The organism is Vibrio sp. 10N.286.48.B8 (assembly GCF_003050085.1).
In the GTDB taxonomy this organism is placed as follows: Bacteria; Pseudomonadota; Gammaproteobacteria; order Enterobacterales; family Vibrionaceae; genus Vibrio; species Vibrio crassostreae.
In genome coordinates this window covers 65787-92048 of record NZ_PIGD01000004.1, presented here as the reverse complement: position 1 = coordinate 92048, position 26262 = coordinate 65787, and the positions used below count along the sequence as shown (strand labels likewise).

Genomic DNA, 26262 nt, shown 5'->3' with positions numbered 1-26262 from the left:
CAGCCCTATAACTTAGCGGCGCTGCTAACCTGCAAGGTACATAAGCCAAAGGCTCACTAACCCGATCATAATAATCCATATGACTTGCCGTGTTCGGTTTGGGTTATTACCTTTAGGTCGCCTCACCACTGTTTTAAAAGCAGCTTGCTTAGCCGACTGAATAAACGGTGCTTCAATCTCACGTTTTTTGACGCGGCGTTTAACCGCGCTGTTTGCAACTTCTGTAAAACGCTGACTTTGCTCCGTTGTAAAGTCGTTATCAAAACCCATCCGACCATGCCTTTCGCCATGTTTTTGCTGAACTGCCATAGCGGCCTCCTTGGCGGTCTACTCTCTATTCAAGTATAGACATAATTTCATATTGTTACCTGTTCAAGATTTTCGAATAAGTCACTCAACGCTGTGCCATCTTCTTTTTCAATCAAATTACATAAACTACAGCTATTCAAGTATATGAGGGTTTCAAAATGACGAATGTAAGAGCAGTAGATCATGTGATTGCAGCCCATGCCACCTCAGACGGTGATGGTGTCAAAATCCAACGACTCACGGGTTTTAATAACACGCGCTTCTCTCCATTTTTGATGATTGATGAACTTAAATCGGATGAAAGCAAAGACTATGTTGGCGGCTTTCCTCCACACCCTCACCGTGGGATAGAAACGCTCACTTACATGCTCCAAGGTCACTTCCAACACAAAGACCATATGGGGAATGTTGGAGAGCTACGCAGCGGTGGCGCACAGTGGATGGCCGCAGGCCGTGGTGTTATTCACAGCGAAATGCCAATGATGGAAGAAGGCGCGCTGCATGGTTTTCAGATTTGGATAAACCAACCTGCGACACACAAAATGCAGCCAGCGCAATATCACGACTTCCAAAATGAAAGCATCGCGGAACATCAAAGTGAACAAAGTGGTTTGTTGAGAGTGATTGCCGGAGGGTTTGAACTGCACAACCAAACAGACGATGGTTCAGAGGCTTTACGATCGCAGGGGCCATTACAGAAAACAGGTGTGCCGTTAAGCGTTGCGGATTGGCGCTCTCATTCTGGGCAAAAAGTTACGTTAAGGACTAATGTTAATCATAATGCCATGACTTACGTGTACCGAGGCAGTATTAAGATCGGCGACAAAGTGATCAACCAAGGTCAACTTGCCCTGCTTACCAAAGCTGACTTGCTGTCTTTGGGTAGCTTGGAAGATTCAGGGGTACTGATTTTTTCCGGTGAACCGATTAATGAACCTGTTGTTCACTATGGTCCGTTTGTCATGAACTCGATGGAAGAGATTGAACAGACAATTCAAGACTACAACAACGGTGTGTTTGAGACTTACTGATGTCTTGGCTATGAGCTTTGAGCTTTGAGCTTTGAGCTTTGAGCTTTGAGCTTTGAAGATTGAAGAGATTTTGCAACGAACAACGATTTGGTCATCCATTTGATGACTACAAAAACAAGTGACACTATCCACTGCCGGTTACTATCACTTATTTAACCACGCTCCTAGAGCGTGGTTTTCTCTATTCAAGCAGAGACAAACGATGCCCTGATTGAACAAATTTAGACCTGATTACAAGTACTCACACAGGTAAGCCGTCGCTTCTTTTACCTGTAGGTCGAATGAAGAGTCACCCGCAACGTCAAAAGACTCACCAGATTGGTATGTCGTCCAATCATCATCGCCAACACGCTTTACAATCAAAGCACCTTTAACAACGGTCATCTTTTCTGGAGCTGCAGTACCAAACGTGTACTCACCAGCCGCCATTACACCAACACTCACATCAGCACCAGACTGGTTAAACGCTAACGACTTAACGCCACCTTCAAAGTATGTATTTTCTTTAATCATTGTACTTCCTTGTTATCTTCAAATTGCACTTATTGAGCTCACCGAGTAAGCCTATGCGTAAATTTAGGTGATAATTGTTTTAACCAATTCGAGACTTTCCTACAAGAAATAAATACGCATAGCTTAAGCATTTCTGGAATTCGCTTTCATTGATAACGTAAATACTGAGGAGCAAGGCTAAAAACCACTAACGCAACCAAATTTATTAGAACATTCGATCCTGCTTCTAACTCTTAGAACAATTTTTGCAAACTAAGGTTTTAGTTAATAGAATCTAAAACAATATCAGTCGAAAAATGAAGAGATAATGGCAAAAAAGCCGACTAAAAGCAGAGATCTATTTGCCAACTCGTTACTCTACGGCTTCCTATTAGCTGGCTTTATGGTTGCCCTCACCGCCGGCTATTTTGCTTACCAAGCCCACCAGCAATCGGTCAGCCCAAGCAACGTCTATGGCACATGGATAGAGATTGCGGCGCCACCTTACAACACCGATATCCTGACACTTTCAGACAAAGGTGTGATGATGAATCATCGTCTTATCACTACCTCATTCGATTTTGACGGTAAGATTGTCACGATCAACACAGGATCTGGAACCACCGTTTACACCATCAGCGGCACCTATGATTCACCTCGCTTGAAGCGACTAGAGCCAAGCGTACCGTCTCAGCAATTTGTTAAAGAAGGCTACGAAGATACTGCAATTGGTGATACCCATAGTGTCATGCAACAACGACGTGCTTCCCTAGCTGAGCAATTCAAAAGATAAACCTCCTCTTCTCCTTGCTTCCAGAAGCATTAGCCTACTCGTCGATTGGCCTCGCTCGCTCAACACACTTCACTTTGTGATTCTGCTTCAATTCACAGTATTTTCTTATAGTTTGTCGCACCTTTTCATAACTTCATGTCGTGAATTTTCACTTGTGAGATTTTCCTACTGAAGGATGTTTTATTTTATAAAACATGGACTCAGCATCTCACTCATTAAGCAACAGAATTGTAACAAGATACAATTTTTTAGTTGTCCATCGAAAACGGATTTATTTTCAGTTATAAAATTAAAACTCTCTCGAATACTGACTGGGAAGCTCCTTCAAAACTGACTGGAGCCGTTTTATGGGGCCATTTGGTTCTCGTAACCTTCAAGGAATGAGAGAAAAAGTATGATTCGTATAAATACCTGTGCTGCGAGCATTGCTCTAGCGCTATCTGGTACAGCATTAGCTGCTCCAACAGCACCTAGCATCGACATGTACGGTTCCAACAACCTGCAATTTTCCAAAATTGAACTCGCGATGGAAACCACCTCTGGCTACAACCAGATGGTGAAATATCACGATAAAGCAAAGGTCGACGTCAAGTTCAACCAATGGAGCGGAACGTCAGGAAACACGTACAACATTTACTTTGATGGCGTTAAAGTGGCCACCGGCCCAATCACTGGCAGCCAAACCACAGCTTCTTTCGAATACGGCCAAGGCGGCTTATTTGCGATGGAAATCGAAGCATGTGATGAAACAGGATGTAGCAAGAGCGCACCTGCTCAAATCACGATCGCTGATACCGATGGCTCACACTTGGCGCCACTTGCGATGAATGTGGATCCGAACAACAAGTCATACAACACAGATCCAAACACGGTAGTCGGTACTTACTTTGTGGAGTGGGGTATTTACGGCCGTGACTACACCGTTGATAACCTACCCGCTGACAACTTGACCCATATCCTTTATGGTTTCATCCCAATTTGTGGTCCGAACGAATCAGTTAAATCAGTAGGCGGTAACAGCTACAACGCACTCATGACAGCTTGTCAGGGTGTTAACGATTACGAAGTGGTGATTCATGACCCTTGGGCGGCTTTCCAGAAAAGCTTCCCTCAAGCGGGACACGAATACAGCTCACCGATCAAGGGGAACTATGCAATGATGATGGCGCTAAAACAGCGTAATCCTGATTTGAAGATCATCCCATCGATTGGTGGCTGGACGCTATCTGACCCGTTCTTTGATTTCACAACCAAAGCCAACCGTGACACCTTCGTTGCGTCTGTTAAGAAATTCCTCAACACATGGAAATTCTACGACGGTGTAGATATCGATTGGGAATTCCCTGGTGGAGGCGGTGCGGCGCCAGACCTTGGTGATCCTGTAAATGACGGCCCAGCTTACATTGCACTGATGGCAGAGTTACGCGTGATGCTAGATGAGCTAGAAGCGGAAAACGGCCGTACTTACGAGCTAACATCTGCCATCGGTGTTGGTCACGATAAGATTGAAGACGTGAACTACGGTGATGCTATCCAGTACATGGATTACATCTTCGCAATGACTTACGACTTCTACGGCGGTTGGAACAACGTGTTAGGTCATCAAACAGCGCTCAACTGCGGTAACTTCATGCGCCCTGGTCAATGTGATGGCACAGGCCTTGATGAAAATGGCGAACAATACACAGGCCCAGCTTACACCACAGACAACGGCATCCAACTGTTGCTTGAGCAAGGTGTTCCAGCGAACAAGCTTGTGGTTGGTACAGCGATGTACGGTCGAGGTTGGGAAGGCGTATTACCATCATCACTCACCGATCCGAGCGACCCTATGACAGGCGTTGGTAACGGCAAACTGAAAGGCAGCTCTGCGCAAGGCGTATGGGAAGATGGCGTTATTGATTACAAAGGCATTAAAGCAAACATGCTTGGCGCGAATAACCAAGGCATCAACGGCTTCGAATATGGCTATGACGAAATGGCAGAAGCGCCTTACGTTTGGAACCGCACTTCAGGTCAGCTAATCACATTTGATGATGATCGCTCTGTAAAAGCAAAAGGCGCGTACGTTCGTAGCCTTGGCCTTGCGGGTCTATTCTCTTGGGAAATTGATGCAGATAACGGCGACATCCTGAATGCAATGCATGAAGGCCTAGCGGGCGGTACAACTGATCCTGTCAACCGCAAACCAACGGCAGCTGCAGGTGCAGACCAATCGGTTGAAGGCCCAGCTTCTGTTTCTCTAGATGGCAGCGCTTCAAAAGACAGCGACGGTACAATCGCGAGCTACGCTTGGTCTCAAGTGGGCGGTACAGCAGTAACACTGGCTAACGCTAATGCTGCGGTTGCGAGCTTCGATGTTGTTGAAGTCGCTCAGCAAGAAACACTAACCTTCAGCCTAACGGTAACGGACAACGAAGGTGCTACTTCTACTGACACCGTTGTTGTAACAGTAAACCCTAAAGATACAGGCCCAGTAAACACAGCACCAGTAGCAGTGGTTACGGCTCCGGCTGAAGTTAATGCGGGTGATGTAGTCGTGGTTGATGCTTCGGCTTCAAGCGATGCAGACCAAGACACATTGACCTTCACATGGGATGTACCTGCTGGTATTGATGCAACGGTTCAAGGTTCTTCAGTGAGCTTTGTCGCGGCGGAATACACGCAAGATACAACGCTGAACTTCTCTGTTACGGTCAGCGATGGCACAGAGACATCAGTAGCGGCTACTTCAGTGAAAGTTATTAAGAAAACCACAGGCGGCGGTACGTGTACTAACGCTTGGGATTCAGGCGCGGTTTACACTGGTGGCGACCAAGTGACTCAAGGCGGTAAGGTTTGGGAAGCGAAATGGTGGACAACCGGTGAAGATCCAACAACGACAGGTCAATGGGGCGTGTGGAAAGAGATCGGCCCAGCAAGCTGTGCTGACTACAAATAGGGTTGAGCTAAACACCAACTAAGCACCTAAAAGCAAGGCCAACCAGATAATGTCTGGTTGGCCTTTTTAATGTTTGTTTTCTTAGCTTTGAGCTTACGATCTTTTTACTGGCGTCCTACTGACTTGCGCTCGTTGTGCTTAGCCAATTAAGTTATCAAAGCTCTCGAACACTTGTGGGCACTTCATTACTCGCCCGTGGCCCTGTCCTTGAGTCGAAATCAAGGTAACGCGACCCATTTCATTAGCCGCACGCTGAGACACATCAAACTTAGTAAACTTGTCTTGCTCATCATGAACGATGATCGTCTGAGACTCACGAAGCGCTAGCTTTCCATAGGGATCAACAGACTGAATTGGGTAGTTAAACTGCTCTTCGACTTCTCCAACTACCGCCTCGAATAGTTTCATTGAGTAGCCAGAACGCGCGACGCTGCCAAATAGGTTTTCTAGATAATCCAGTACAGGTGCAATCAGCAATAATGGCTTGTTTTCCAATTTAACGTGCTTACATTCCAACGCAGAGGCCGTCCCCATACTGTGACCGACCAAACCTGCTACCTCACCCACCGAATCGAGAATCGCTTCAAGGCCGTTCACAAACGCAGGAATATGACCATGTACACCATCACTGCCACCATGAGCAGGATGGTCGTAAGCCAGAGCCGTAAAACCTTTAGCGGCGATATGTTCCATCAGAGGGAAAAACTGACTCGCGGTGCCAGACCAACCATGAGTCAGCACCCAAACAGGCCCCGTACCCAAAGAATAGGTTTTTAAAACGCCATCACGACCTGTAATTTCACTCTTGATAAGCCCTTGGGGATCAGCATTTTTTTGCTCAGTACGCATTGGAGTGAGCAGCAGCTTACGTGCTGTTTTCTTCGCATGACTCGGCGCGAGAATGTAATGCAGGTTAGTTGTTGCACCAATCAAGCTGCGCTTGAAGCTGAATTTGTTCGATGTATTAAAATAGATTTTGTCACTCATGACCGTTCCTTGTATCGCCATCATCATTGGCGGATCGAGCCCGGCCCGAAAAATCGAACGACCGTGCTATTTATTAATATAAAAAATGGCGATAGCGCTTTTTATGACTGCTTGCCGCCACTTCTCTTAAAATTGTTAGACCTTACATCAGCAAAGCTCACATGCTTTTCTAACTCTATGTTTTGCGAGCTAAGTGGTTTACGAACTAAACGGCTTACTCGTTAAACCGCTTTCCAGCTAGCAATTAAGCGCTCGACACCACTCCAAAAATGAGTGTGGCTCGCTTGTTGGCCTCGTAACGAGTAGAACAAGTTCGCACTCAAATAAAGACCGTATAACTCGAAGGTTGCCTGTTTCGGGTCTAAATCGGCTCTGAACTGTTTGCTCTCCACCGCTTTTGCTACCTGAATCGTCAAGTAATCAATCCACACTGAAATGGTTTTCTGCAGCGCTTTCTGAATCACAGACGTTTCACTGCCTGCATCTTTCCAAGCATCAATAAACATGCAGCTGCCTTGGAATGAATGATTCCAACCCAACCAGTTATCGAGCAGTTGTTTAAGCTTGGCTTCAATATCACCGTCGCCCAACTCTCTCGCCGGAATGATGACTCTTTCGGTGAATATGGCGTTGGAATATTCGAGTACAGAGAGTTGCAGGTTCTCTTTAGAGTTGAAGTGTGCAAACAAGCCACTCTTAGACATACCACACTGCTTGGCTAATTCACCAATCGTTAAACTCTCAAGCCCGTTCTCACTCGCAAGCGCGAATGCATGACTCAAAATATACTCTTTGGTTATCTTTCCTTTGCTCATTATTCACCAATGATAAATCTGATGGTTTATTTTTAGCACGTTCGTTCTTTTTTTCAAAGTTTTTTGCCTAACCACTGGGAATTAATTTCTCTTGTCTAATAATTGTGGAAAAATGCGACAGTATTCAAGGAAATTGAAATCGACTAACAAAGGAAAAAGAATGAACACACTTTGGGAACAGTTTGCGTTTTCGGCGTCAGTAACGGGCCCTATCTGTTTAATGCTGTTTCTTGGTGTGATGCTCAAGCGAATTGGCTTAATCAATGACAATTTCATTGATGTCGCATCCAAGGTGGTGTTTCAAGTCACTCTACCCGCGATGTTATTCCTCAGCATTGTTCAATCTAACCACGATTTTGCCGCCAGTGGAAAGCTCGTCATCTTTGGCTTATTAGCCAACCTTGCCTTCTTCGTGTTCACCACTGTCAGCACTAAAATTACCTTTAAAAAGCCTCAAGACCAAGGTGTGATAGTGCAAGGTGGATTTCGTGCCAACACTGCTATTATCGGGCTTGCTTACGTCGCCAATATATACGGCAACGATGGTGTCGCACTCGCAGCACTTTATGTCGCCTCCTTGACGGTTCTCTATAATATTCAGGCCGTTATCGCGCTCACTCCAAAGGGCCAGGAGTCGGGTGACAAAGCCATTCAAGTAATCGTTAAAACACTCACCAAAAACCCTTTGATTATCTCGATCGCCTCAGGTGTCTTGTTCTACTTACTATCGATCCCAGTACCGAAAATGGTGACTGATGCAGGGCAATATTTCGCAAACATGACGTTACCGTTAGCCCTTTTGTGCACGGGAGGGTCGCTTGATATACGCTCACTAAAAAAAGATAAGGGCCCAACTTGGTTCTCTACCGGATACAAACTGGTTTTAGCTCCGCTACTGATCACGCTTGCTGCCCTGTTCTTTGGTTTTAGAGGATTAGATCTTGGCCTTATCTTCTTGATGAGCGCCGCACCGACCGCAGCTGCGAGCTATGTTATGGCACGTGCGATGGGCGGGAATTCAACATTGGCTGCCAATATTATCGCGCTCACCACCGTCGTTTCACTTATCACTTGCACGCTTGGCATTTTTGCACTTACTGCAATGGATTTAATATAGCTGCGACAGGCTTCAAAGAATCAAGATAAGCCTTAAAACAAAGGTCGCAACCCTTGATTTAGCGCTAACTGGTTCAATAAAAAGGCTGTTAGATTCTACGAAAATTTTCTTAGAGATCTGATATGTCTTCCGTTCAACATACGCCTTCACAACGCATCGCCAGTATTGAGTTGGGTCGAGTGATTGCTATCTTGGCGATCATTGGCTTACATGGCCAAATGGCACTTACTTATTGGCAAATCGATGAAGTGCCTTGGATTGGCTATGTGCTTAACCAAACCGCTCGCTTCGCTGTGCCACTTTTCTTCCTTATCTCAGGTTATCTGATTCAACCTAAGCTGACCGCATCGCCTTGGACAACCTTGGTCAACTACTCTAAACCACTGCTTAAGGTTTGGTTGGTTTGGAGCATCATTTGCCTAGTCATGCCATTCAACCTCGCGAAGGTGGAAGAGTTCGGTTACCTAGGCGAACGCCAAGGCTATTGGGGCTTTTTAATGAACACCCCGCTCAACTCTTTCTTAGAGGGTGGGTTGGTGCACTTGTGGTTTATTCCTGCACTTGTGTGTGCAGTTTTGCTCATCGCTCTAATGGTCGAAATGAAACTCGACAAACTGCTATTACCAACGGCTATTCTGCTTTACGTCTATGGTGTTTTAGCGGGCAGCTACGCGAACTTAACCGACCTGAGCGCACCTTTCTTTACTCGTAACGGCCCGTTCTTTAGCACGTTAATGGTGACCTTAGGCTTCCTCATTCGTCAGAATCAATGGAAGGTGTCGTCAACCAAAGCGTTGGTGTTATTAGTGTTAGGCATGTTGATTCACTTTGCTGAGGGGGCATGGCTAACCACGTTCGACGTCGGATTCAACATGAATGATTTCTTGTTTGGTACGGCACTATGGGGAATGGGCGTGTTTATGTGGCTTTTGGCTAATCCAAACATCGGCGACTATGCGTGGGTTCGCGCGATCTCGAATCGTATGTTAGGCATCTACGTTTGTCATTTGCTGATCATTATCGTGCTGTTCAATGTGTGCGGAGTATTGGGGATTACTGAGTTAGCAAAAGACGTGACCGTATTTTTTGGTACCGTATTGTTGAGCTTCGGGTTGGTTGCTGGGATCGAGAAAACACCACTGCGACGCGTGCTACTTCGCTAAATCAGTTTTAAAGAGCAACAAAAAAGAAAGGCAAGATAACGGATTATCTTGCCTTTCTTTCATCATATTAGAACTGAGATTCTCTCTCGTGAGGTGTTATCGGAACGCCATCGCGCCTTTACCTACCCCTTCATAAGCCACAATTTGTAGTGATTGGTTCTCTGCTAGGCTCGGTTCAACTTGGTCCGCAATATAGCCCGCAAGTAATTCTACCGTGGTATCGGTCGGTAAAATTTCAGTCTCACTCTTAGCAATCGCTAGCTCAAATTCGCCTTGTGGCGCCGTGTAGCTGAAGCCATAGTGACTTTCATCATTAGCACTTTGCGCGTGTTCACTCAGGTTAAGTGAAGAGACCGAAACTTGGTCTTCTTTAGAACCTAAATAAATATCTTCCCAGCGCTGAGCAAATGCTTGTTCACGTTGCTCGTCACGCTGACCATCGACCACAATTTCGACTGGAGAACGGTGGCCATGCGCAATACGCTGACAATTACCATCGTGCTTTTTTAAACCATGGGTATAGTGGTAAAACGCGCCATTAATGTTCTCATGACGAAGGGTGATCTCTAACCCTGTGACGTTACTTGGCAGGTTATCGCGAAGAATATCATAAACGTGTGCGGTCACACTCTCGATAGTGATCGCTTCTGCATCAATCAAGCAATATGCTTCGTCAGGGCAATGTAGGTGGAGGCTCTTGTCACCACGCAACACATCAACCTTAGAGTAGCCCGCTTTGCTCGCTTGAAGAACAATTGCAGCGCTTTGCATTGGCAGCAGCAAACGGTGATCAACGTGCTCATCGACAAGCTGTTTGATCTGCTTTTTGACCTTGCTAAAATCCAGCACCATGCTCATTTCATTAAGTTCACCAGACATGGTGACATCTAAAATCCAACTATCTCCTACGACCCCTCTGTGTTCACAGATGTATGAAGAATCGATAACGGTAAGGTCTCTTACAAATAGGTTCAAGTGGAACTCCTTAGTGCTTTAATGAGATACGGGAGGCTGAATAATGTTCAGCAGGCACTTCGTCTCATTGATGTCTGATAAAATAGGACGGGCAGGATGTTACAACGAGCTTATAAAGTCCACCTTTTTACACCGTCATTCGAGAAATGGACAAACTACGCTCAATTTCCGCTAAAACATAGGCCAGTCTCATGCGAATAGCCATAAAACGCGTTGGGTTGCCCGGCGTTTCACGACACATTTTGCTTCAGCCAAAGACGCGGCGACACTCCGGCAACATGTTGAAAAGCACGTGAGAATCCTGAGTAGCTATTGTAACCCACTTCATCAGCAACCCAATTGATCGGCTTATTTTGCAATAACAAAGATTGAGCCACAGAGACTCGCCACTTTTGCACATAGTCTCCCGGCGTTTCACCCACTTCTCGCTTAAACGCTTCAATAAACTGAGTGCGAGACATCGCGGCCAGTGACGCCATTTCGGCGATCGAATAATGACGAGCAGGTAATCGATGAATAGCCGTGACCACCGAAGCCAATCGCGGGTGAGCAAGAGCCGAGAAAACGCCGCTATCAATTTTCTGTTGTTCAATGAGATGACGGAAAATCAAAGCCATCAAGGCATCACTCAACTTATCCATTAAGTACTGCTGCCCCGACGATTCTTGGCTCGATTCATTAGATAACACCTCAATCACTGGCATTAAGTTAGGCGCATCCTCAAACGGAATCACTATTACGTCAGGCAGAGCCGACAATAAAGGATTCATCTGTCCTGAACGATACTCCACGTTCGCACACACGACCTCCGCACCGTCTCCCACACCTTCAATCGCATGTGGTGTGCTATTCGGCAGATAAACAATGCAAGGCTGCGACAAATGCCGGTGTTCCGTGTGAGCACTAGACAAGCTCAACTCCCCTGCGCTCAATACATGAAGATGCCCCTCTTTACCTTGTTGCGCGTTAAATGACGATACTCCACACAGGTTTCCTGAATAGAAAACGCCAGTGCGTATCGAGAAGTGTTCCATTAATTGTGAAAGCAGATCCATGCATCCTCCGAACGATTCGCTTAGTTTTTAGTTCTTTTGTCCCTCTATAGACCGGGCGAGTGGGCTAAATTATTTCAAACAAGATAACCAACACTGACAAGGAACTTGATATGTCACACATGAAATCGACCAGTCAAAAAATCACTCTATTGGCCGCGTTACTAGGCACCAGCTTTTCGTTAATGGCAGCAGACCTTGATATGAGTGTCGACAGCAATGATCTCGCGATTAAAGGTTATGACCCTGTCGCTTACTTTGCCAATGAAGGCCCAGTAAAAGGCACATCAGAGTTCACAGCGACCTACAAGAATGCGATCTATAACTTTGCGAGCAGTGAAAACAGAGATGAATTTCGAGCCAATCCAGAAGCCTATGCCCCTCAATATGGCGGTTATTGCGCGTTTGGGGTAGCGATGGGTAAGAAGTTTGAAACCGACCCTCTCGCTTGGAAGGTGGAAGATGGGAAGTTGTATCTGAACTTAGACAAATCGGTTCAAAAACGCTGGCTGGAGAACACACAAGAGTTCATCCAAGACGCTAACAGCAACTGGACAACCATCAAAACCGTAGAAGCCTATAAGCTCTAGGTTCTAAGTTCTAAGTTCTCGCCTACAGCACTTATCCATTACCCAAGAATAAAACGGAAGCGGCCGAACGCTTCCGTTTTCATTGTGATTTTTCCAAAAGAGGTGAACCCAAAGCGATAGGTAACACCTACCAAGCCCATTTTATTCTATACTCCTAGCAGATAAGCTTTTCTTTTTATGGAAGAATAATGACATTACCTAGGATTTTGGTACTCGGCCTCTGCGCCCTATCGACACTGAGTTATGCCAACCCATGGCAGTTCGTCAAAAGTGAAGATGGCATCATGATTGATAAAAGGCCACACCGTGAAGGCTTGGTCGAAATACGAGCGCAAATGCAAACGCCCACCACTTACTCCGGTTTTCTGTTGTTGCTTGAAGACAGCGAGAACGTGCCAAACTGGATAGATAATGTGTCGCAAAGCCGTGTGTTGATGCAGATATCTGAAGATGAAAACATCGTCTATACCCAATTCAAAGCACCTTGGCCTGCCAGAGATAGAGACATGGTGACTTACTCAAAATACAGTATCGAGGATGGGCAATTTGTCTTGTCGATAAAGGATGCGTCGAACTATTTGGCGAAAGAGTCGGGGTACATTCGAATCTATGATGTGGACGCACTTTGGACACTGCAACCGCTGACTAATGGCAATACCTACATCACCTACACCGCTTATGCGAACGCAGGTGGCATCCTACCGAATTGGTTGATGAACAAGTTATCGATAGGCAGTGCACTGAGCACGTTTAAGGGACTGAAAGAACAGTTACCAAAGTACCAAGGCCAACAGCATCCTAACCTGCCAAGTGAGTCTCGCTAACGGTAAAAGTAGACAAGTAAATAGAGGAAATAAAGTTAAAGACTAAGGTCTTCTAGCGAGGTCACGAGCTAAGATAAGCGCCAAACCAAACACCTGAAGAAACAAGGCAATATTCTTATAGAAAGCCATTTTCTCATCAAGCCTTTGGATTAATTCAACTAAGGTCAGGTTATCCAAATAGTAGTCATCGATTCGAGTTCGTTGCGATTCTTGAGCACTGTTTATCAGCATCATCAGTTTCGGCAAGTTAGCCAAAGAGATATTTGGCACTTCGCTACTCACCCAACGCCTAAGTTGCCCGCGCAGTGCTTCATCAAGAACAGTGGTAGGCTGCACCGTTTCTGGTTTATCAAGGTGAATCAGAATCGCTTCGCGCTTGCGCTCTAGGGTTTCGATCGTATTCCAAGCAAGCTGTATTGAGTACACATTGCCGAATTTTCGATCGTTATATTCCGCTTTCTCAGCTTCAATTTTATCGAGCACCAAGCTCGACATGACAATCGCCATGATGTTGAGTATCAAGCCTGCGAGGACAATCGCCCAAGCAGGTGGAAGGCGCAACGCCATAATGCTTCCTAGAACATTTTATCAAAAGGTAGGTAAGCTAAGTTTAGGACAACTAAAGATACCATGCTGGCAAAGGTCAAATACATGCCTTGCTTTCTTCCCTTTAGACTGCGAGCAAGAATACTTTTTCCATGAACAATACGCCCAATAACAAAAGCAATACCAATAACATGGATCAGCCACACATTAGAACCGTTGAACTCTAGCAACGCCATCAGTATCACTGTAATCGGAATATAATCCATAGCATTACTTTGAGCGGAACGAGCCACTTGTAACGATTCAATACCACCATCTGCGTGTGCCACTTGATTCTTTCTTCTTTGCTTAATCACTTCAATGGAAAGCCATAGCATAACCAAAGTGAGCAACGCAGCATATAACGCTGTAACCATTATCATTTCCTACTGGTTAGTTTATTCGGCGGGCTACCTCATAGTATCTGTATTCATAAAATAATGAGCATTCACGCCCGCGCACGTGTAAGAGATCTCTCACAAAAAACGTAAGAGATTACAATCAAGCTTCGCAGAAAAATCCTAGATTACAAACCCAAGCCCTTGTTTTGTATGAGTCCGCACAGTTTTCTTTGGATAAACCTGCAGATTATTTGCTTGAGGTGGATTGTGAGTAAAGCCTCTGCAGTGTTTAATACACATGTCGACAGGGAGTTGGCAGGAACAGGAAAAAGCCTAACGGATTAGGTATCTTCAGGATGAAGATTTGGTGGCTTAGGATGAGTTATCAGCAAGGAAGTTATGCTCTAGGATAGAGCCGCTTATCTGGATGATGAGTTTGCAAGGACACCGCTAGGAAGGCGATGAATTGGATAGGTTAAAGGATTTAGCCACGTCAAGGAACGATGCAGGGAGCACTAGTTACCTATTGAAAGATAAGTAACGCGCAGTAGCAGGATGGCTACGAAAAGAATAGACCCCGTTTGGTGAAACCCAAACGGGGTTTCCTTTTTTATAACGCCGAAAAGCGATTAGTAGCTAGCCGTTAAAAGTTACGTTACAAAATAATGTTCATCAGGAACATTGCACCAAAGGCATTCAATACCGAAATCGCGATCATCACCGGGATGTAGCGACCTTCAGTACCAATTGGTCCCATGATACGACCCATGTATTGCACTTGAGAACCCATCAAGTAGATAGCTGGCGCCAAAATAGCGATATGATTGCCGTTCAAAATGCCTTGGTCAAACAGCGTAATAACCACGCCCACTGCGCCACCCATCGACATCCACGCACCGATCAATACCGCTGCCGCTTCGCCAGGTAAACCAAATACCGCCATGATTGGAGCAAATACGCTGCCCATCAGATCCAACGCGCCCGTAATCTGCAATGCCTTGATGATCACAAACGCCATCAGAACATTCGGTACTGTAGAAGTAGTCGCAATAACCCAGCCTTTCTTAGCACCTTCAACGAAAATATCAGTAACCATTGGTTTCTTTGCTTTAACTTCGCTCATTATGCTACTTCCTCTTCCAGTTTTTGTTCTTTGTCTGATTTTGGTTTGTCTTCTTTGCCTTCAGTAATATTCAGGTAGATACGAAACAGGTTCGCACCGACAAACTTAAAGATAAACATCACAGCTACAGCCAAACCAATTGACGATGTCACCGCTAAAGAGCCATCCATCGCGGTTAGAGTGAACAACACCGCACCCGACGAGAAGAAGTTAACGATCGCCGCACCCGCCGTGAATTGGAACATAGTGAATACATCGGTTTCGCGCTTGGTTAGGTGCCCTTCGTCTTTCAGTTGACGTGTCATCGCAGCACCCGCATCGGTACTTTGCAAAGACGCGATCAGTGCCAAGCCTGAGTTACCCGGAATGCCCATTAAAGGGCGAAGCAGAGGTGTCAGCAGTTTACGAGCGGCATCCAGTGCTCCGTAATGCTCAAGTACGTTGATCATACCTAGTGCAAACATCACGGTCGGAATAAGTGTCAAAGCAAAAATGAAACCGTCACGAGCACCACTACCGCCTTTACCACGCAGTGACGTCGTTGCTGCTTGAATACCATCGGCCGTTTCACTCACATCGTAAGCGACCTTACCGAATGAACCGTTGAGCGTTGTAAAATCGAACACTCCATACCATTCATTGGACTGCATTAAGCCTGAAAAGAACACAATCGCGAAAGCGAGTGCGATATAGCTGCCGATCGTGACTTTACGATCGGCTTTGGTTGGATTAGTCATAAGGACCTCTATACATCTCGTTTATGTGGAACAGAACACGTATAGATAGTGCAAACTAATGAGCGAAAGGTTAATGACCAAAATCAAATAGCGTATCGGTTTGAATAAAAGAAACACAGCAACATATAAAACTGTGATTTGGATTTAAAAGCAGGACCATACGCTAAATAAATTAGAATATTTCACATACAAAACTAAACAAATCTTGCTTCAACAGCGCAACTAAAAACGCACACAATCGCCACAAAAATCTGGCTTCTAGTGAAAATTTTTCACCTAGTGCAATCTCTGGTAATGTTGTAAGAGATCTCTTACATTGCTTTTCTGTTAAATTTTAATTCAATTATAATACAGACACTTAAATGGTTACTTCGCTTCCAAAATACAACCGTTTACCCTTAGTTGATTGAGTTTTGAGCCAGGCTCAAACAGTGAGCCATTTTATAAAGCATTTGAGCTTGATTCGAAATTTCAGCCCTCAGAGGTGCTATAGACTTCGCGCTGCCAATATAGAAGGAGAACGGTGATGACTATGGAAATGAGAACGCTTAAATATCAAGTAATGGGCAAAGGCATGTGGATCACTGCAACGGTATCTCGCGTAGTAGCGGACAAACTTGCGCTTGAATACCAATCCTATGGCTGGCCTGTTGAAGTATGTGCTGCAGAACAAACACTGACGTTTGATCTCAATGCTGCATAGTATTGGCAATTCCGAGTAAGCTCTATCGGCATTAAATCCGATAGAGCTTTTTCTCTTTTCTCTTTTCTCTTTTCTCTTTTCTCTTCAAACAAGTATTTCGTTTTCATCACAGTCTATTGCTTTCACTATAATCTATTGAATTATTAAGATATCTATCACACTGCACATGATTATTTAGGTCTACGCTTTTACCCGTGTTAATAACTTATTAACTTCGGAGCGTAATCCATGTTAGGTATCCAGCTTTCTGCTGTTTTCTCTTTATTCTTCTTTTCTTCGGTTGCGGGCGCGACTACCTCTCAGTTAGGAGATCCTCTCAAGCTAACTAACTCATTTGTTGGCTACCTATCACTGACCATTTTTGTTATTGCCTACATTGTGGTGATGATGGAAGAGTACCTAAAACTCCGGAAATCCAAACCTGTGTTACTTGCGGCAGGCCTGATCTGGATAATCATCGGTTTTACCTACCAAGAGTACAACCTTGTTGAAGTGGCTAAACAAGCGCTCGAACACAACTTACTCGAATACGCCGAGCTGTTACTTTTCCTACTCGTCGCCATGACCTACATCAGCGCCATGGAAGAGAGAAGACTGTTTGATGCACTGCAAGCGTGGATGGTGGGCAAAGGCTTTAATTTCCGCTCTCTGTTCTGGTTAACCGGTATTCTGGCATTCTTTATCTCACCTATCGCCGACAACCTCACGACAGCTCTATTGATGTGTGCAGTAGTTCTTAAGGTCGCAGGTTCTAACCCTAAATTCGTTAACCTAGCCTGTGTGAATATCGTGATCGCCGCGAATGCTGGAGGCGCATTCAGTCCCTTCGGTGATATCACAACGCTAATGGTATGGCAGGCTGGCTATGTGAGTTTCAGTGAGTTCATTCCCTTATTTATTCCTTCGGTAATGAATTACCTCGTCCCCGCATTGATCATGTCTTACTTTGTACCAACAACCCAACCCGATACGGTTCATCAACACGTTGAATTAAAACGCGGTGCTAGACGCATCGTGTTCTTGTTCGTCATGACCATCGCGACTGCGGTTGCTTTCCATGCCGTGCTCCACTTCCCACCAGTGATGGGCATGATGATGGGACTGGCGTATCTACAGTTCTTTGGGTATTTCTTGCGTAAGACCTTACCGAATTCACTAGCGAAGAAAAAGGCAGTGGCGATTGCCAATAATGATGAGGGGGCATTGAAACGACTCGGTTCAGTCGTGCCCTTTGATGTATTTCGGAGAGTGTCGCATGCCGAATGGGACACCCTGCTGTTCTTCTACGGCGTGGTGATGTGTGTCGGTGGCTTAAGCTTGCTTGGTTACTTGGAACTCGCGTCTGGTGTGATGTATAGCCAATGGGATCCAATTTGGGCCAACATTATGGTCGGGATTCTATCTGCGATTGTCGATAACATTCCGGTAATGTTTGCCGTGTTATCCATGGAGCCACAAATGTCGATGGGCAACTGGCTACTGATCACCTTAACCGCTGGAGTTGGTGGTAGCTTATTATCTATTGGTAGTGCAGCTGGAGTAGCATTAATGGGGGCAGCGCATGGCAAATACACCTTCTTTGGCCACTTGAAATGGATGCCAGTGATCATGATTGGCTATGCCGTCAGTATCGCTGCTCACTTATGGCTAAATGGCGGGCTTTTCTAATTCGATGATCCTTTCAAAGGTTGTTCAACGCGTGTCCAGACGTTGCTTAACTGCATCGCTGGACACCGATTGCAGGTTAGCACCGCGCCTTCGTGTTGTATTCGCATCACCAAGCCAGAATCTGATCGGCTATTCGCTGAATTCAACTTAATGTTGAGCAAATCACCTTCAATACGATAGGTTCGAGTCACGGAATTATTCGTTGTTTGATAAATCACTTGTCCCGACTCGAAATACAAATAGCTGTCATTGTCAGCGTTCTCGTACACGCCTTTAAACATAACAAGTTGTGGGACCTCGAAAGGTCGGCTGGTATCAGTTAAGCAACCTGTCAGCAATAATGCGCAGCTGCAGCCAGATATTAATAAGGGAAATCTATTCATTTGGGCATCCTTGCCTAGAGAACATAGTCAAAGAATATGCAACCAAATAGATATTTTCCAGAAAGCGTTGATTTTAATGCAAAGTCACATTTTAAGAACTATTAGCCTTTGTCCTTGAGTGCTACGTAAGCCTCAGCCAGCATCACGACAGGCTCGTTGCCAAATCGCTTTCTAGTCTTGCGATCTTCCCTCAATTACCAATAAGCGCTGTTTGCGTTCTACACCACCCGCATAACCCGTCAGCTTGCCATTTTTGCCAATCACACGGTGACACGGCACAATCACAGAAACCGGATTTTTGCCATTCGCTAAGCCAACAGCACGAACGGCTTTCGGATTACCTATCGCATCAGCCAGTTGTGCATAGCTCCAAGTCTCTCCATAAGGAATGGTAGTCAGCGCCTGCCAAACCGACTGCTGAAATGGAGTGCCTTTGGCTGCGATCGGCACAGAAAATTGGATAGCTTCGCCTGAGAAATAGCGATTAAGCTGCTCGATCGCCACTACAAAGATTGGAAAGCTATCATCTTGAACGCCTAACTGTTCAGGCTTAGTGGTATGCGTTTCAAACCAAAGGCCGAGCAAGCCCTCATTGTTCGCCTGTAAAGTTACGGTTCCCAATGGGCTCTCATAATATGTAAAACGGTTAGCCATAATATCTCCCAGCGTGGTACTGCAAATGTTTGTGGATTGCTCATGTTCGCGGGTTGCTTCTATTAAGACTGATTCCAGCAATGGAACGTGGCGTAGCTCCCCCAAGGTGAAACACTCTCTGTATTAATGGCAGGTCGATGCTCAATAAACTTCTTCACTACCAAATCACCAACCAACAAGTGGTTAGGCTCGCTTAACCCGCGAAGCAGCGCGTATTGAATTGTCCAAGGCCCAATGCCTTTTAGCTCAATCCATTTAGAAGGATGCTCAGTTTCATTGTCGACCATGTATTCGGCAAAACGCTTTAGGGTCTCTTTGCGGCTTCCCGGCATTCTTAAAAAGCTAACATCGGCCTCCGCTATCTGCTTAGGCGTTGGGAAATACGCTTTCTCGGATGCATCAGAAAGCTCTTTAACCAATAAGTTGAGCTGGCCAATCGCTGCGGTTACCGAGACTTGCTGCCCGAGGATCGCTCTCACTCCTGCTTCCCAAGGATTCCATACGCCAGGAATACGGATACCACTCTTGGCCACCAAGTTAGGATCGATAGTCTCAAAGAAGGCCTCGACCTTTGCAATATCGACATCAAGATCGAACATACGTCGAATATTCGCAATCAAGCTTCTTAAATGGCTTATATCGTCCAACTCAAATTCAATATCCAAGCGGTTATCTTTAGCCAGAGTCGCCTGGAACCAGCCCTTCGACCCGTTCACATTTACCGTTCGCTGGTAATAGTCCTCACCTACCTCTTCTAAGCCTTCAATCATTCTTCGTCGATAGAAAGCTAACAGGTGCTTCCAATCCAAAGGACCGTGAAAACCAAGCTGAATATGATTACTCACACTATCACTTAGCTTTGCCCGCCGAATTTGACTTGGCGAAAGCTGCAGTTCTTTTTGAAAGGCATCATTGAAACGACGTGTGCTATTAAAGCCACTCGCAAAACCTACATCGGTAATGCTCATGCTACTGGTATGCAGCAACTGCTTAGCAAACATCAACTGGCTATAAAGGCTATATTGCTTGGGTGACACGCCGATGTAATTGTCGAACAGGGTTCGTAAATAACGATCTGAAATACCTAACCGCGTTGCAAGATCGACGATGGATCCTGAATTCAGCGCGCCATTATCAATCAACTGCATCGCACGTAAGAAAGTGGTTTCGACGCCCTTCCAAGCTGGAGAAAAAGGTGCGCTGTCTGGTCGACAACGTAAACAAGGGCGATACCCAGCCTTTAGCGCCTGAGCTTGATGGGAAAAGTATTCGACGTTTTCCTCTTTAGGTGGCGTTGCTGGGCAAATCGGGCGACAAAATATCCCTGTCGTTTTCACCGCTGTGAAAAACATTCCATCAAAGCGAGCATCTCGCGCATATCGAGCCAGATGACACTGCTCGTTCGTTAAGGTGCTGTTGTGATTGATATTTTTCGACATGCTGTACTCTTCCCATTTGCCATCGCTTTCGATCCGATAACTAAAAGTTTACCGTGAACCACCATAGTCGCTAGCCACTTTCGGAACTGAAGGTTAGATAAATCACAAAAAAGGGTTTTAATTTTATTCAATTCGACTAAATTTAACCTAGAGAAGGCATTCTTCTCACAACGTCAACGATCGGTACTTAGCACGCCAAGATGCAGAGACCTATCGAATATAAAAAGGAAAAGGCTATGGTTCTACACACATGTCGTATTGTTTTATCAAACCAACAGGTTCTCACCAGTCAATCAGTCGAGCAATCTCTTTGCTTTCTTGAAAACAAAGCAGATAACGGGATTTCTAAGATTGAGATTGACGCAACGGATGGCCACACAATCCATTCGTACATGTCACACTCTCTCGAAGAGTCTATTGAGAATCTAATGAACCTATAAGTGTGTTAACACTATAGAGCCTTAAAATAGGGCTAGATATACCAGGCTTAAACGATTTTATTGGAATGAGAAACGATCTCTAGTTCCGAAAAGAAGTACATCTCTGGTTTAAAACAAAAATGGCTCCCAACTATATAACTAGTTAGGAGCCATTTTTTATTTAATCTAAACATGGTTATAGCAAATGCCGTTACTCAGGAGCTTGTTCAGCGGCTTGTTGCAGCGTGTAAGCGGTCGATGGGTCAATCTCATTAACCAATTTCTCAACCTGCATGATCGCCTCCACCGAGGTGCTGCTCTTGCGGTAACTCAGATAAATTGGGCGATACCAGTCTTCCACCCCTTTCACCTTGTGCAGCTGACCCGAATCGATAAAAGGTTCAACTAGAGATACCGGAAGATATGCACTACCACCTTTCTCTAAAATGAAATCAAGGGCGATACGAGCCGTAGAGGTACGAAGATACGGCGCTGGCACTTTAGGGTGACGTTCTGCGTGTTCAGAACCAAAACGCGTTCCCCAATCCACATACACATACTTATGTTGGAATACAGATTCCAGGTCATCTTGCTGCGTTGATACCAACACCAAAACCAAATCAGCGACTTTTTTACAGTTCAGCTCTTCCGCTTTGATCTGATCGAACGCGAAAGCCATATCTAAGGTTCGTTCTAACAAATTACGGTTCAGTTGCTCGCGCCCCATCACCTCTGCCATAAAGCCATAACCACCAAAAGAGTCGGTCACAACACTTAAACAGTTTTGCAGATACGCATCCCAAATATTCGGCGTGCCGCCCAGCGTTAACTGCAAGGCTTTACCACTCTCTAACGACAGCTCAAATTTCGCTTGTTGTAAGGTGGAAACCATCACTTCAGCATAACCAATCAAACGTTCACCGGAAGATGTGAGTTTGATGTTATTGCGGTCACGAATGAAGAGTTGAGTATCAAAATAGCCTTCAAGCTGCTTGATTCGCGCACTCACCGCCGCTTGCGTTAAATACAAGTTTTCAGCTGCACGCCCAAAATGGCGCACCCTTGCAACCTCAAGAAAGGTTCTAAATACTTTCACATCCATCAAATACATCTCTGTAATAAATCTGCTAACTAGCCGATCTAGGATTGTTTATCGTAAAGGCAAAAACGTTTTGTTTCCTATTTTAGCCTTTTAACAATATTTTCGCGTGAGCAATAAACACTAATTTCTATCTAACCACATTACTGAGGCTGATATGTCTGAGACCGAATTCCGTCACGGAAAAAAACGTTTTTATGACACCATTAAATTCCCACGAGGGTTCGCTAAGTCGGGTGATTTTACTCTGTCAGAAGAGGAAATCCTAACCTTGTTTGGTGACACTATGCTTGCACTTGAAACTGGTGAACTAGCACCAATCAATGCAGAAGAAAAACACTTCATTAAAGTGTTGTCTCACCCTCATAAGGCAAAGTCCAAGTTAGAGCGTGTTTGGTTGAAGTACATTCAACTAGCTCGTGGACGCCGTCGCTTTCATACCCTAAACGGCTGCAAACGCGGCGAAGTGCCTAGGGAAGAATACGAAAGTGAGTTAGTGTTAGAAGATTAGTAAAATCGCTCAAGGTGATACCTCATCACTTTGGGCTTTTTTTTCCTTCAATGTTTACACTTCAAGCTCGCTTTTTCTTCTTAGTTGGTAAGTTTAGCTAACCTGTTCGGATTTACCAATATTTATAGATAATTCATAGCGATAGCGTGAATCAACATCTATTCTAGTCACCCTAAGTGTGTCTAACCCGACTAAATTCTTCGAACCTCGCTCAACAACTTCCTTTTATCACGATAGTGGCACATTGCCATCATTATTTTTCACGCCTCAACTATACTCTCAAAGCCAGTGAGTACGCAGCAGCTCTTTAATACGCCAAAGCTTATAAATCTGCAGAAACGCACAGACCCTTTCAGGCACTGAATCAAATCAACATTCCTGTATATGACAAGCGTATTAATCTTGTTTAACGCCACCAAATATCCATACAATTATTGTGCAATTTTGAGAGTTCTAGTCACAGATACAACGAAAAAGGCAAAAAATTGACCTAAAACAATAGCGGAACCTGATAACTTATTTTATAATGCGAATTAATGTTTCAGAACACTATAAAATTTTATTTCTAGGGGCAAAATCAATGAGACTTATTCCATTAAGCAACAAAGCAAAAGTAGGTAAATGGGCTGCTCGTCATATCGCAGATTCGATCAACAAATTCGCTCCAACTGCTGAGCGTCCATTTGTACTAGGTCTTCCTACTGGTAGCACACCTCTAACTACTTATGCTGAGCTAATTGAACTTTACAAAGCTGGCGAAGTTAGCTTCAAGCACGTTGTAACATTCAACATGGATGAGTACGTTGGTATCGACCCTAACCACCCAGAGTCTTACCGCACATTCATGCACGAGAACTTCTTCAACCACGTTGATATCCAAGCAGAAAACATCAACCTGCTAGACGGTCAAGCTGAAGACATCGATGCTCACTGTGCAGCATACGAAGAGAAAATCCGTTCATACGGCAAAATCAACCTGTTCATGGGCGGCGTAGGCATCGACGGTCACATCGCATTCAACGAACCAGGTTCTTCTCTATCTTCACGCACTCGTATCAAAACGTTAACTGAAGACACTCGTATCGCGAACTCTCGTTTCTTCGATGGCGACATCAACCAAGTTCCTAAATACGCACTAACTATCGGTGTTGCTACTCTTCTAGATTCAGAAGAAGTAATGATCCTTTCTCTAGGCCACAACAAAGCTCAAGCACTTCAAATGGCTATCGAAGGTTCTGTAAACCACATGTGGACTGTTACAGCTCTACAGATGCACCGTAAAGCTATCATCGTTGCTGATGAGCCTGCTCAACAAGAGCTAAAAGTTAAGACTCTACGCTACTTCCAAGAGCTAGAAGCTGAAAACATCCAAGACCTATAATCTCAGGTTTTGTTGAGACAAAAAGCCACATTATGTGGCTTTTTTTGTACCTGAATTTCGCAGTCAAGGTACAAGACTATCCAACGATTAAAACAAAACGTGCAGATTGTAATCGACATAAGAATCGTCAATTTGTGTCATGCTTAGCTCGGAAGAAATAGGAGGGCTGGAGTGAATACAAAAAAGCGATTTCTCAAACTAGAGAAACCGCCATCATTTTAAATTTTGGATTGAAACGAACGAACAGCTACAAGATATGTAGGATGCAAAACAAGATAAGCAAGACTATAAACTAAAGCTAAGAACTCAGCGCGTTATCTCGGCACAAGGTAGTGATAATGTCAGTGATAGCTAAAACGATCGTCGACTTCACTTTTTGATTATGTCGCCCCAAAAACATTTCAAGCATTGGACCAGACATGGTCTCCACCATCTCCACATCATATTCGATTGGCATAATACGCTGAATCGCGTGTACCTTATTAAGCTCAAATATAATGTCGACTTCTGTGAAACTGGTGTCGTCACCCTGTATTTTCGCCCACTCTTTCAAGGTAACGAAAACCTCTAAATCGTCATAAAGCTCTTTACTGATGACACCAAGCCCTAATAGTAGCTTAGCGCGAATCATAATCTCGCCTAACGGGCCACCGCTGTTAAGAAGAGGTTCTACAACGAACTTAATTGCAGTGTCATCTTTCTTAAAGATATTCTTTAATACGGCATCTACCGTGTCATCCAATGCATCGTAAGCAGCCATTAGGCAGGCGCCAGCACTCTCAGCTTCTGATAGGGCTTCAAGTAATTCAGTTTCATGGCTAGTTTGTATTGGCATAACGGCTCGGCAATAAGAAAGTGCCACCGGGGTGGCACTTTGATGATTTATCATTTCAATGCTAGATAAGCTTGTTCCGCTAGTTTAACAACTTCTGAATCGATATTCAGCTCAGAATAATGCGCTAATGTCTCAGCAAAACCTTTTTCTGCGAACATTGCTTGAAGTTCAACCGCTTGTGGGTCGTCTTCATTCTTGTAAAGGAATGCTGCAGCAATCGCTTTTACTAAGTGAGCGTTCGGAAGATCGTACTCTAATGTACCGTTCAATGGCTTAACTAAGCGGTCTTGTGGGCTCAGTTTACGAATAGGCTGACGGCCCACGCGGTCTACTTCATCACGCAGGAATGGGTTTGCAAAACGGCCAAGAATTTTCAAAATGTAAGCGGCATGTGCATCTCGATCAAAGCCGTAACGCTTGATCAGAACTTCACCACTCTCTTCCATTGTTGCTTTTACTTCAGAGTAGATCGATTGGTCTTCAATAGCATCTTTAATTGTCTCGTGACCAGCAAGTACACCCAGGTATGCTGTTACTAGGTGGCCTGTATTTAATGTGAACAGTTTACGCTCAACGAAAGCCATTAGGTTATCAGTGCATTCCATACCAGGGATGTTTGGAATATCACCTTTGAATTGTGTTTGGTCTACGATCCACTCGCTGAACGTTTCAACTGTTACTGCTAGTGGGTCTGTTTCGCCTGCTTCTGCTGGTGGTACGATACGGTCAACCGCTGAATCAACAAAGCCAATATGCGCTTCAGTGAACGCTTTCATTTCGTCAGAAAGGTGCTCTAAAACCGCAGCTTTAAGCTGGCTAGTACCACGAACCATGTTCTCTGCTGCGATGATGTTCATTGGCGCGGTGTTGTTTGCCGCTGCACGCTTTTCAATGCCTTGAGCAATAGACTTAGAGATAATTTTAAGAACCGTTGGACCAACCGCAGTGGTCACAATGTCAGACTCAGCAAGGCTATCTACCACAGCGCTTGTTGCTGAGTTTACTGCCGTCACGTTCTTAACGATTTCAACAACACACTCTTCACCAACAATCTTCACTGGGTATTCTTGGCGTTCAATTAACGCATTAACAACCGTTTCATTTACGTCAGCAAAAGTAACCTTCATACCAGCGTCAGAAAGAAGTTTACCGATGAAGCCACGACCGATATTACCTGCACCAAAATGTAACGCTTTCATAATTTTGACCTTATAAATATTTGAATCTAGATAGCTAACTGCTCAACAACATGCCTTGACGATGTGCCCTAAGCATTAAGCAGTAAGCTATTCAGA

Annotated in this window: 28 protein-coding genes; 12 read left to right on the top strand and 16 right to left on the bottom strand. The window is 44.8% G+C overall.

Annotated features, from left to right (window positions below; all coding sequences use genetic code 11):
- Positions 1-24 precede the first annotated feature (24 nt).
- Complete coding sequence (locus tag CWO08_RS06785) at positions 25-309, bottom strand: hypothetical protein (protein WP_048614058.1); 285 nt, start codon at positions 307-309, stop codon at positions 25-27.
- Positions 310-467: 158 nt separating this feature from the next.
- On the opposite strand from CWO08_RS06785, the gene CWO08_RS06780 reads away from it, so the two are divergent.
- A complete protein-coding gene (locus CWO08_RS06780; RefSeq protein ID WP_108020143.1) occupies positions 468-1340 on the top strand; it encodes a pirin family protein in 873 nt (290 codons plus the stop codon).
- A gap of 231 nt (positions 1341-1571) precedes the next feature.
- Here the strand turns inward: CWO08_RS06780 and CWO08_RS06775 are convergent, their stop codons facing one another.
- Positions 1572-1853 carry a pyrimidine/purine nucleoside phosphorylase gene (locus CWO08_RS06775; protein ID WP_017057600.1) on the bottom strand — a complete coding sequence of 94 codons (282 nt, stop codon included), beginning with the start codon at positions 1851-1853 and terminating at the stop codon, positions 1572-1574.
- A 307-nt stretch (positions 1854-2160) separates the two neighbouring features.
- Here CWO08_RS06775 and CWO08_RS06770 point away from each other — a divergent pair, with 307 nt between their 5' ends.
- Positions 2161-2625: a DUF2850 domain-containing protein gene (locus CWO08_RS06770; protein ID WP_102480479.1), complete on the top strand. Its 465-nt coding sequence runs from the start codon at positions 2161-2163 to the stop codon at positions 2623-2625.
- A 394-nt stretch (positions 2626-3019) separates the two neighbouring features.
- Positions 3020-5566 carry a glycosyl hydrolase family 18 protein gene (locus tag CWO08_RS06765; RefSeq protein ID WP_108020142.1) on the top strand — a complete coding sequence of 849 codons (2547 nt, stop codon included), beginning with the start codon at positions 3020-3022 and terminating at the stop codon, positions 5564-5566.
- Between the two features lie 138 nt (positions 5567-5704).
- Here the strand turns inward: CWO08_RS06765 and CWO08_RS06760 are convergent, their stop codons facing one another.
- On the bottom strand, positions 5705-6553 hold the full coding sequence (locus tag CWO08_RS06760; protein WP_108020141.1) for an alpha/beta hydrolase: 849 nt from the start codon (positions 6551-6553) through the stop codon (positions 5705-5707).
- A 221-nt stretch (positions 6554-6774) separates the two neighbouring features.
- Entirely contained in the window at positions 6775-7368 is a 594-nt protein-coding gene (locus CWO08_RS06755; protein ID WP_008216752.1) for a TetR/AcrR family transcriptional regulator, read from the bottom strand.
- A 160-nt stretch (positions 7369-7528) separates the two neighbouring features.
- On the opposite strand from CWO08_RS06755, the gene CWO08_RS06750 reads away from it, so the two are divergent.
- Positions 7529-8485: an AEC family transporter gene (locus CWO08_RS06750; protein ID WP_048663911.1), complete on the top strand. Its 957-nt coding sequence runs from the start codon at positions 7529-7531 to the stop codon at positions 8483-8485.
- A 122-nt stretch (positions 8486-8607) separates the two neighbouring features.
- Positions 8608-9648 carry an acyltransferase gene (locus CWO08_RS06745; RefSeq protein ID WP_102432107.1) on the top strand — a complete coding sequence of 347 codons (1041 nt, stop codon included), beginning with the start codon at positions 8608-8610 and terminating at the stop codon, positions 9646-9648.
- Between the two features lie 96 nt (positions 9649-9744).
- Here CWO08_RS06745 and CWO08_RS06740 read toward each other — a convergent pair whose 3' ends face one another.
- Both CWO08_RS06740 and CWO08_RS06735 read right to left on the bottom strand, forming a co-directional pair.
- The gene (locus CWO08_RS06740; protein WP_102432108.1) at positions 9745-10623 is read right to left on the bottom strand and encodes a 6-carboxytetrahydropterin synthase; all 879 of its coding nucleotides are present in this window, start codon (positions 10621-10623) and stop codon (positions 9745-9747) included.
- Between the two features lie 230 nt (positions 10624-10853).
- Positions 10854-11678, bottom strand: coding sequence for an AraC family transcriptional regulator (locus CWO08_RS06735; protein WP_048663918.1), 825 nt, complete (start codon positions 11676-11678; stop codon positions 10854-10856).
- A gap of 110 nt (positions 11679-11788) precedes the next feature.
- Here CWO08_RS06735 and CWO08_RS06730 point away from each other — a divergent pair, with 110 nt between their 5' ends.
- Together CWO08_RS06730 and CWO08_RS06725 are read left to right on the top strand one after the other, a co-directional pair.
- A complete protein-coding gene (locus CWO08_RS06730) occupies positions 11789-12265 on the top strand; it encodes a YHS domain-containing (seleno)protein (protein ID WP_048610296.1) in 477 nt (158 codons plus the stop codon).
- A gap of 188 nt (positions 12266-12453) precedes the next feature.
- Complete coding sequence (locus CWO08_RS06725) at positions 12454-13089, top strand: START domain-containing protein (RefSeq protein ID WP_048663921.1); 636 nt, start codon at positions 12454-12456, stop codon at positions 13087-13089.
- A 42-nt stretch (positions 13090-13131) separates the two neighbouring features.
- On the opposite strand, the gene CWO08_RS06720 is transcribed toward CWO08_RS06725, so the two are convergent.
- From CWO08_RS06720 to CWO08_RS06705, 4 genes are all read right to left on the bottom strand, one after another.
- A complete protein-coding gene (locus tag CWO08_RS06720; protein ID WP_060980902.1) occupies positions 13132-13656 on the bottom strand; it encodes a hypothetical protein in 525 nt (174 codons plus the stop codon).
- 8 nt (positions 13657-13664) lie between these two features.
- Positions 13665-14051 (bottom strand): MAPEG family protein, encoded by a 387-nt coding sequence (locus tag CWO08_RS06715; protein WP_102432110.1) that lies wholly within the window; start codon positions 14049-14051, stop codon positions 13665-13667.
- A gap of 619 nt (positions 14052-14670) precedes the next feature.
- Entirely contained in the window at positions 14671-15138 is a 468-nt protein-coding gene (locus tag CWO08_RS06710; RefSeq protein ID WP_004737023.1) for a YjiG family protein, read from the bottom strand.
- A complete protein-coding gene (locus CWO08_RS06705; protein ID WP_102432111.1) occupies positions 15138-15875 on the bottom strand; it encodes a nucleoside recognition domain-containing protein in 738 nt (245 codons plus the stop codon). Before CWO08_RS06705 ends, CWO08_RS06710 begins: the two co-directional genes overlap by 1 nt.
- A gap of 526 nt (positions 15876-16401) precedes the next feature.
- On the opposite strand from CWO08_RS06705, the gene CWO08_RS23945 reads away from it, so the two are divergent.
- Positions 16402-16578 carry a hypothetical protein gene (locus CWO08_RS23945; RefSeq protein WP_017061524.1) on the top strand — a complete coding sequence of 59 codons (177 nt, stop codon included), beginning with the start codon at positions 16402-16404 and terminating at the stop codon, positions 16576-16578.
- 228 nt (positions 16579-16806) lie between these two features.
- Positions 16807-18246: a sodium:proton antiporter NhaD gene (gene nhaD, locus CWO08_RS06700; RefSeq protein ID WP_108020140.1), complete on the top strand. Its 1440-nt coding sequence runs from the start codon at positions 16807-16809 to the stop codon at positions 18244-18246.
- On the opposite strand, the gene CWO08_RS06695 is transcribed toward nhaD, so the two are convergent.
- The 3 genes from CWO08_RS06695 to CWO08_RS06685 form a co-directional block, all read right to left on the bottom strand.
- Complete coding sequence (locus tag CWO08_RS06695; RefSeq protein ID WP_102432112.1) at positions 18243-18629, bottom strand: hypothetical protein; 387 nt, start codon at positions 18627-18629, stop codon at positions 18243-18245. The genes nhaD and CWO08_RS06695 overlap by 4 nt on opposite strands.
- A 171-nt stretch (positions 18630-18800) precedes the next feature.
- The gene (locus CWO08_RS06690) at positions 18801-19283 is read right to left on the bottom strand and encodes a methylated-DNA--[protein]-cysteine S-methyltransferase (RefSeq protein WP_102432113.1); all 483 of its coding nucleotides are present in this window, start codon (positions 19281-19283) and stop codon (positions 18801-18803) included.
- A gap of 62 nt (positions 19284-19345) precedes the next feature.
- A complete protein-coding gene (locus CWO08_RS06685) occupies positions 19346-20722 on the bottom strand; it encodes an AlkA N-terminal domain-containing protein (RefSeq protein WP_102480396.1) in 1377 nt (458 codons plus the stop codon).
- Between the two features lie 236 nt (positions 20723-20958).
- On the opposite strand from CWO08_RS06685, the gene CWO08_RS06680 reads away from it, so the two are divergent.
- On the top strand, positions 20959-21162 hold the full coding sequence (locus CWO08_RS06680) for a hypothetical protein (RefSeq protein WP_048660610.1): 204 nt from the start codon (positions 20959-20961) through the stop codon (positions 21160-21162).
- 190 nt (positions 21163-21352) lie between these two features.
- Here the strand turns inward: CWO08_RS06680 and CWO08_RS06675 are convergent, their stop codons facing one another.
- Positions 21353-22243 (bottom strand): LysR family transcriptional regulator, encoded by an 891-nt coding sequence (locus CWO08_RS06675; protein ID WP_102432115.1) that lies wholly within the window; start codon positions 22241-22243, stop codon positions 21353-21355.
- Positions 22244-22397: 154 nt separating this feature from the next.
- Between CWO08_RS06675 and CWO08_RS06670 the strand changes: the two genes are divergently transcribed.
- Both CWO08_RS06670 and nagB read left to right on the top strand, forming a co-directional pair.
- Positions 22398-22751 (top strand): DUF413 domain-containing protein, encoded by a 354-nt coding sequence (locus CWO08_RS06670; RefSeq protein ID WP_019819999.1) that lies wholly within the window; start codon positions 22398-22400, stop codon positions 22749-22751.
- Between the two features lie 580 nt (positions 22752-23331).
- Positions 23332-24132: a glucosamine-6-phosphate deaminase gene (nagB, locus tag CWO08_RS06665; RefSeq protein WP_008216780.1), complete on the top strand. Its 801-nt coding sequence runs from the start codon at positions 23332-23334 to the stop codon at positions 24130-24132.
- A 298-nt stretch (positions 24133-24430) separates the two neighbouring features.
- Here the strand turns inward: nagB and CWO08_RS06660 are convergent, their stop codons facing one another.
- Together CWO08_RS06660 and CWO08_RS06655 are read right to left on the bottom strand one after the other, a co-directional pair.
- Positions 24431-24967 (bottom strand): MltR family transcriptional regulator, encoded by a 537-nt coding sequence (locus tag CWO08_RS06660; protein WP_196303849.1) that lies wholly within the window; start codon positions 24965-24967, stop codon positions 24431-24433.
- Positions 24968-25017: 50 nt separating this feature from the next.
- Positions 25018-26166, bottom strand: a complete 1149-nt coding sequence (locus CWO08_RS06655) for a mannitol-1-phosphate 5-dehydrogenase (RefSeq protein ID WP_102432116.1) — start codon at positions 26164-26166, stop codon at positions 25018-25020.
- Positions 26167-26262 lie beyond the last annotated feature (96 nt).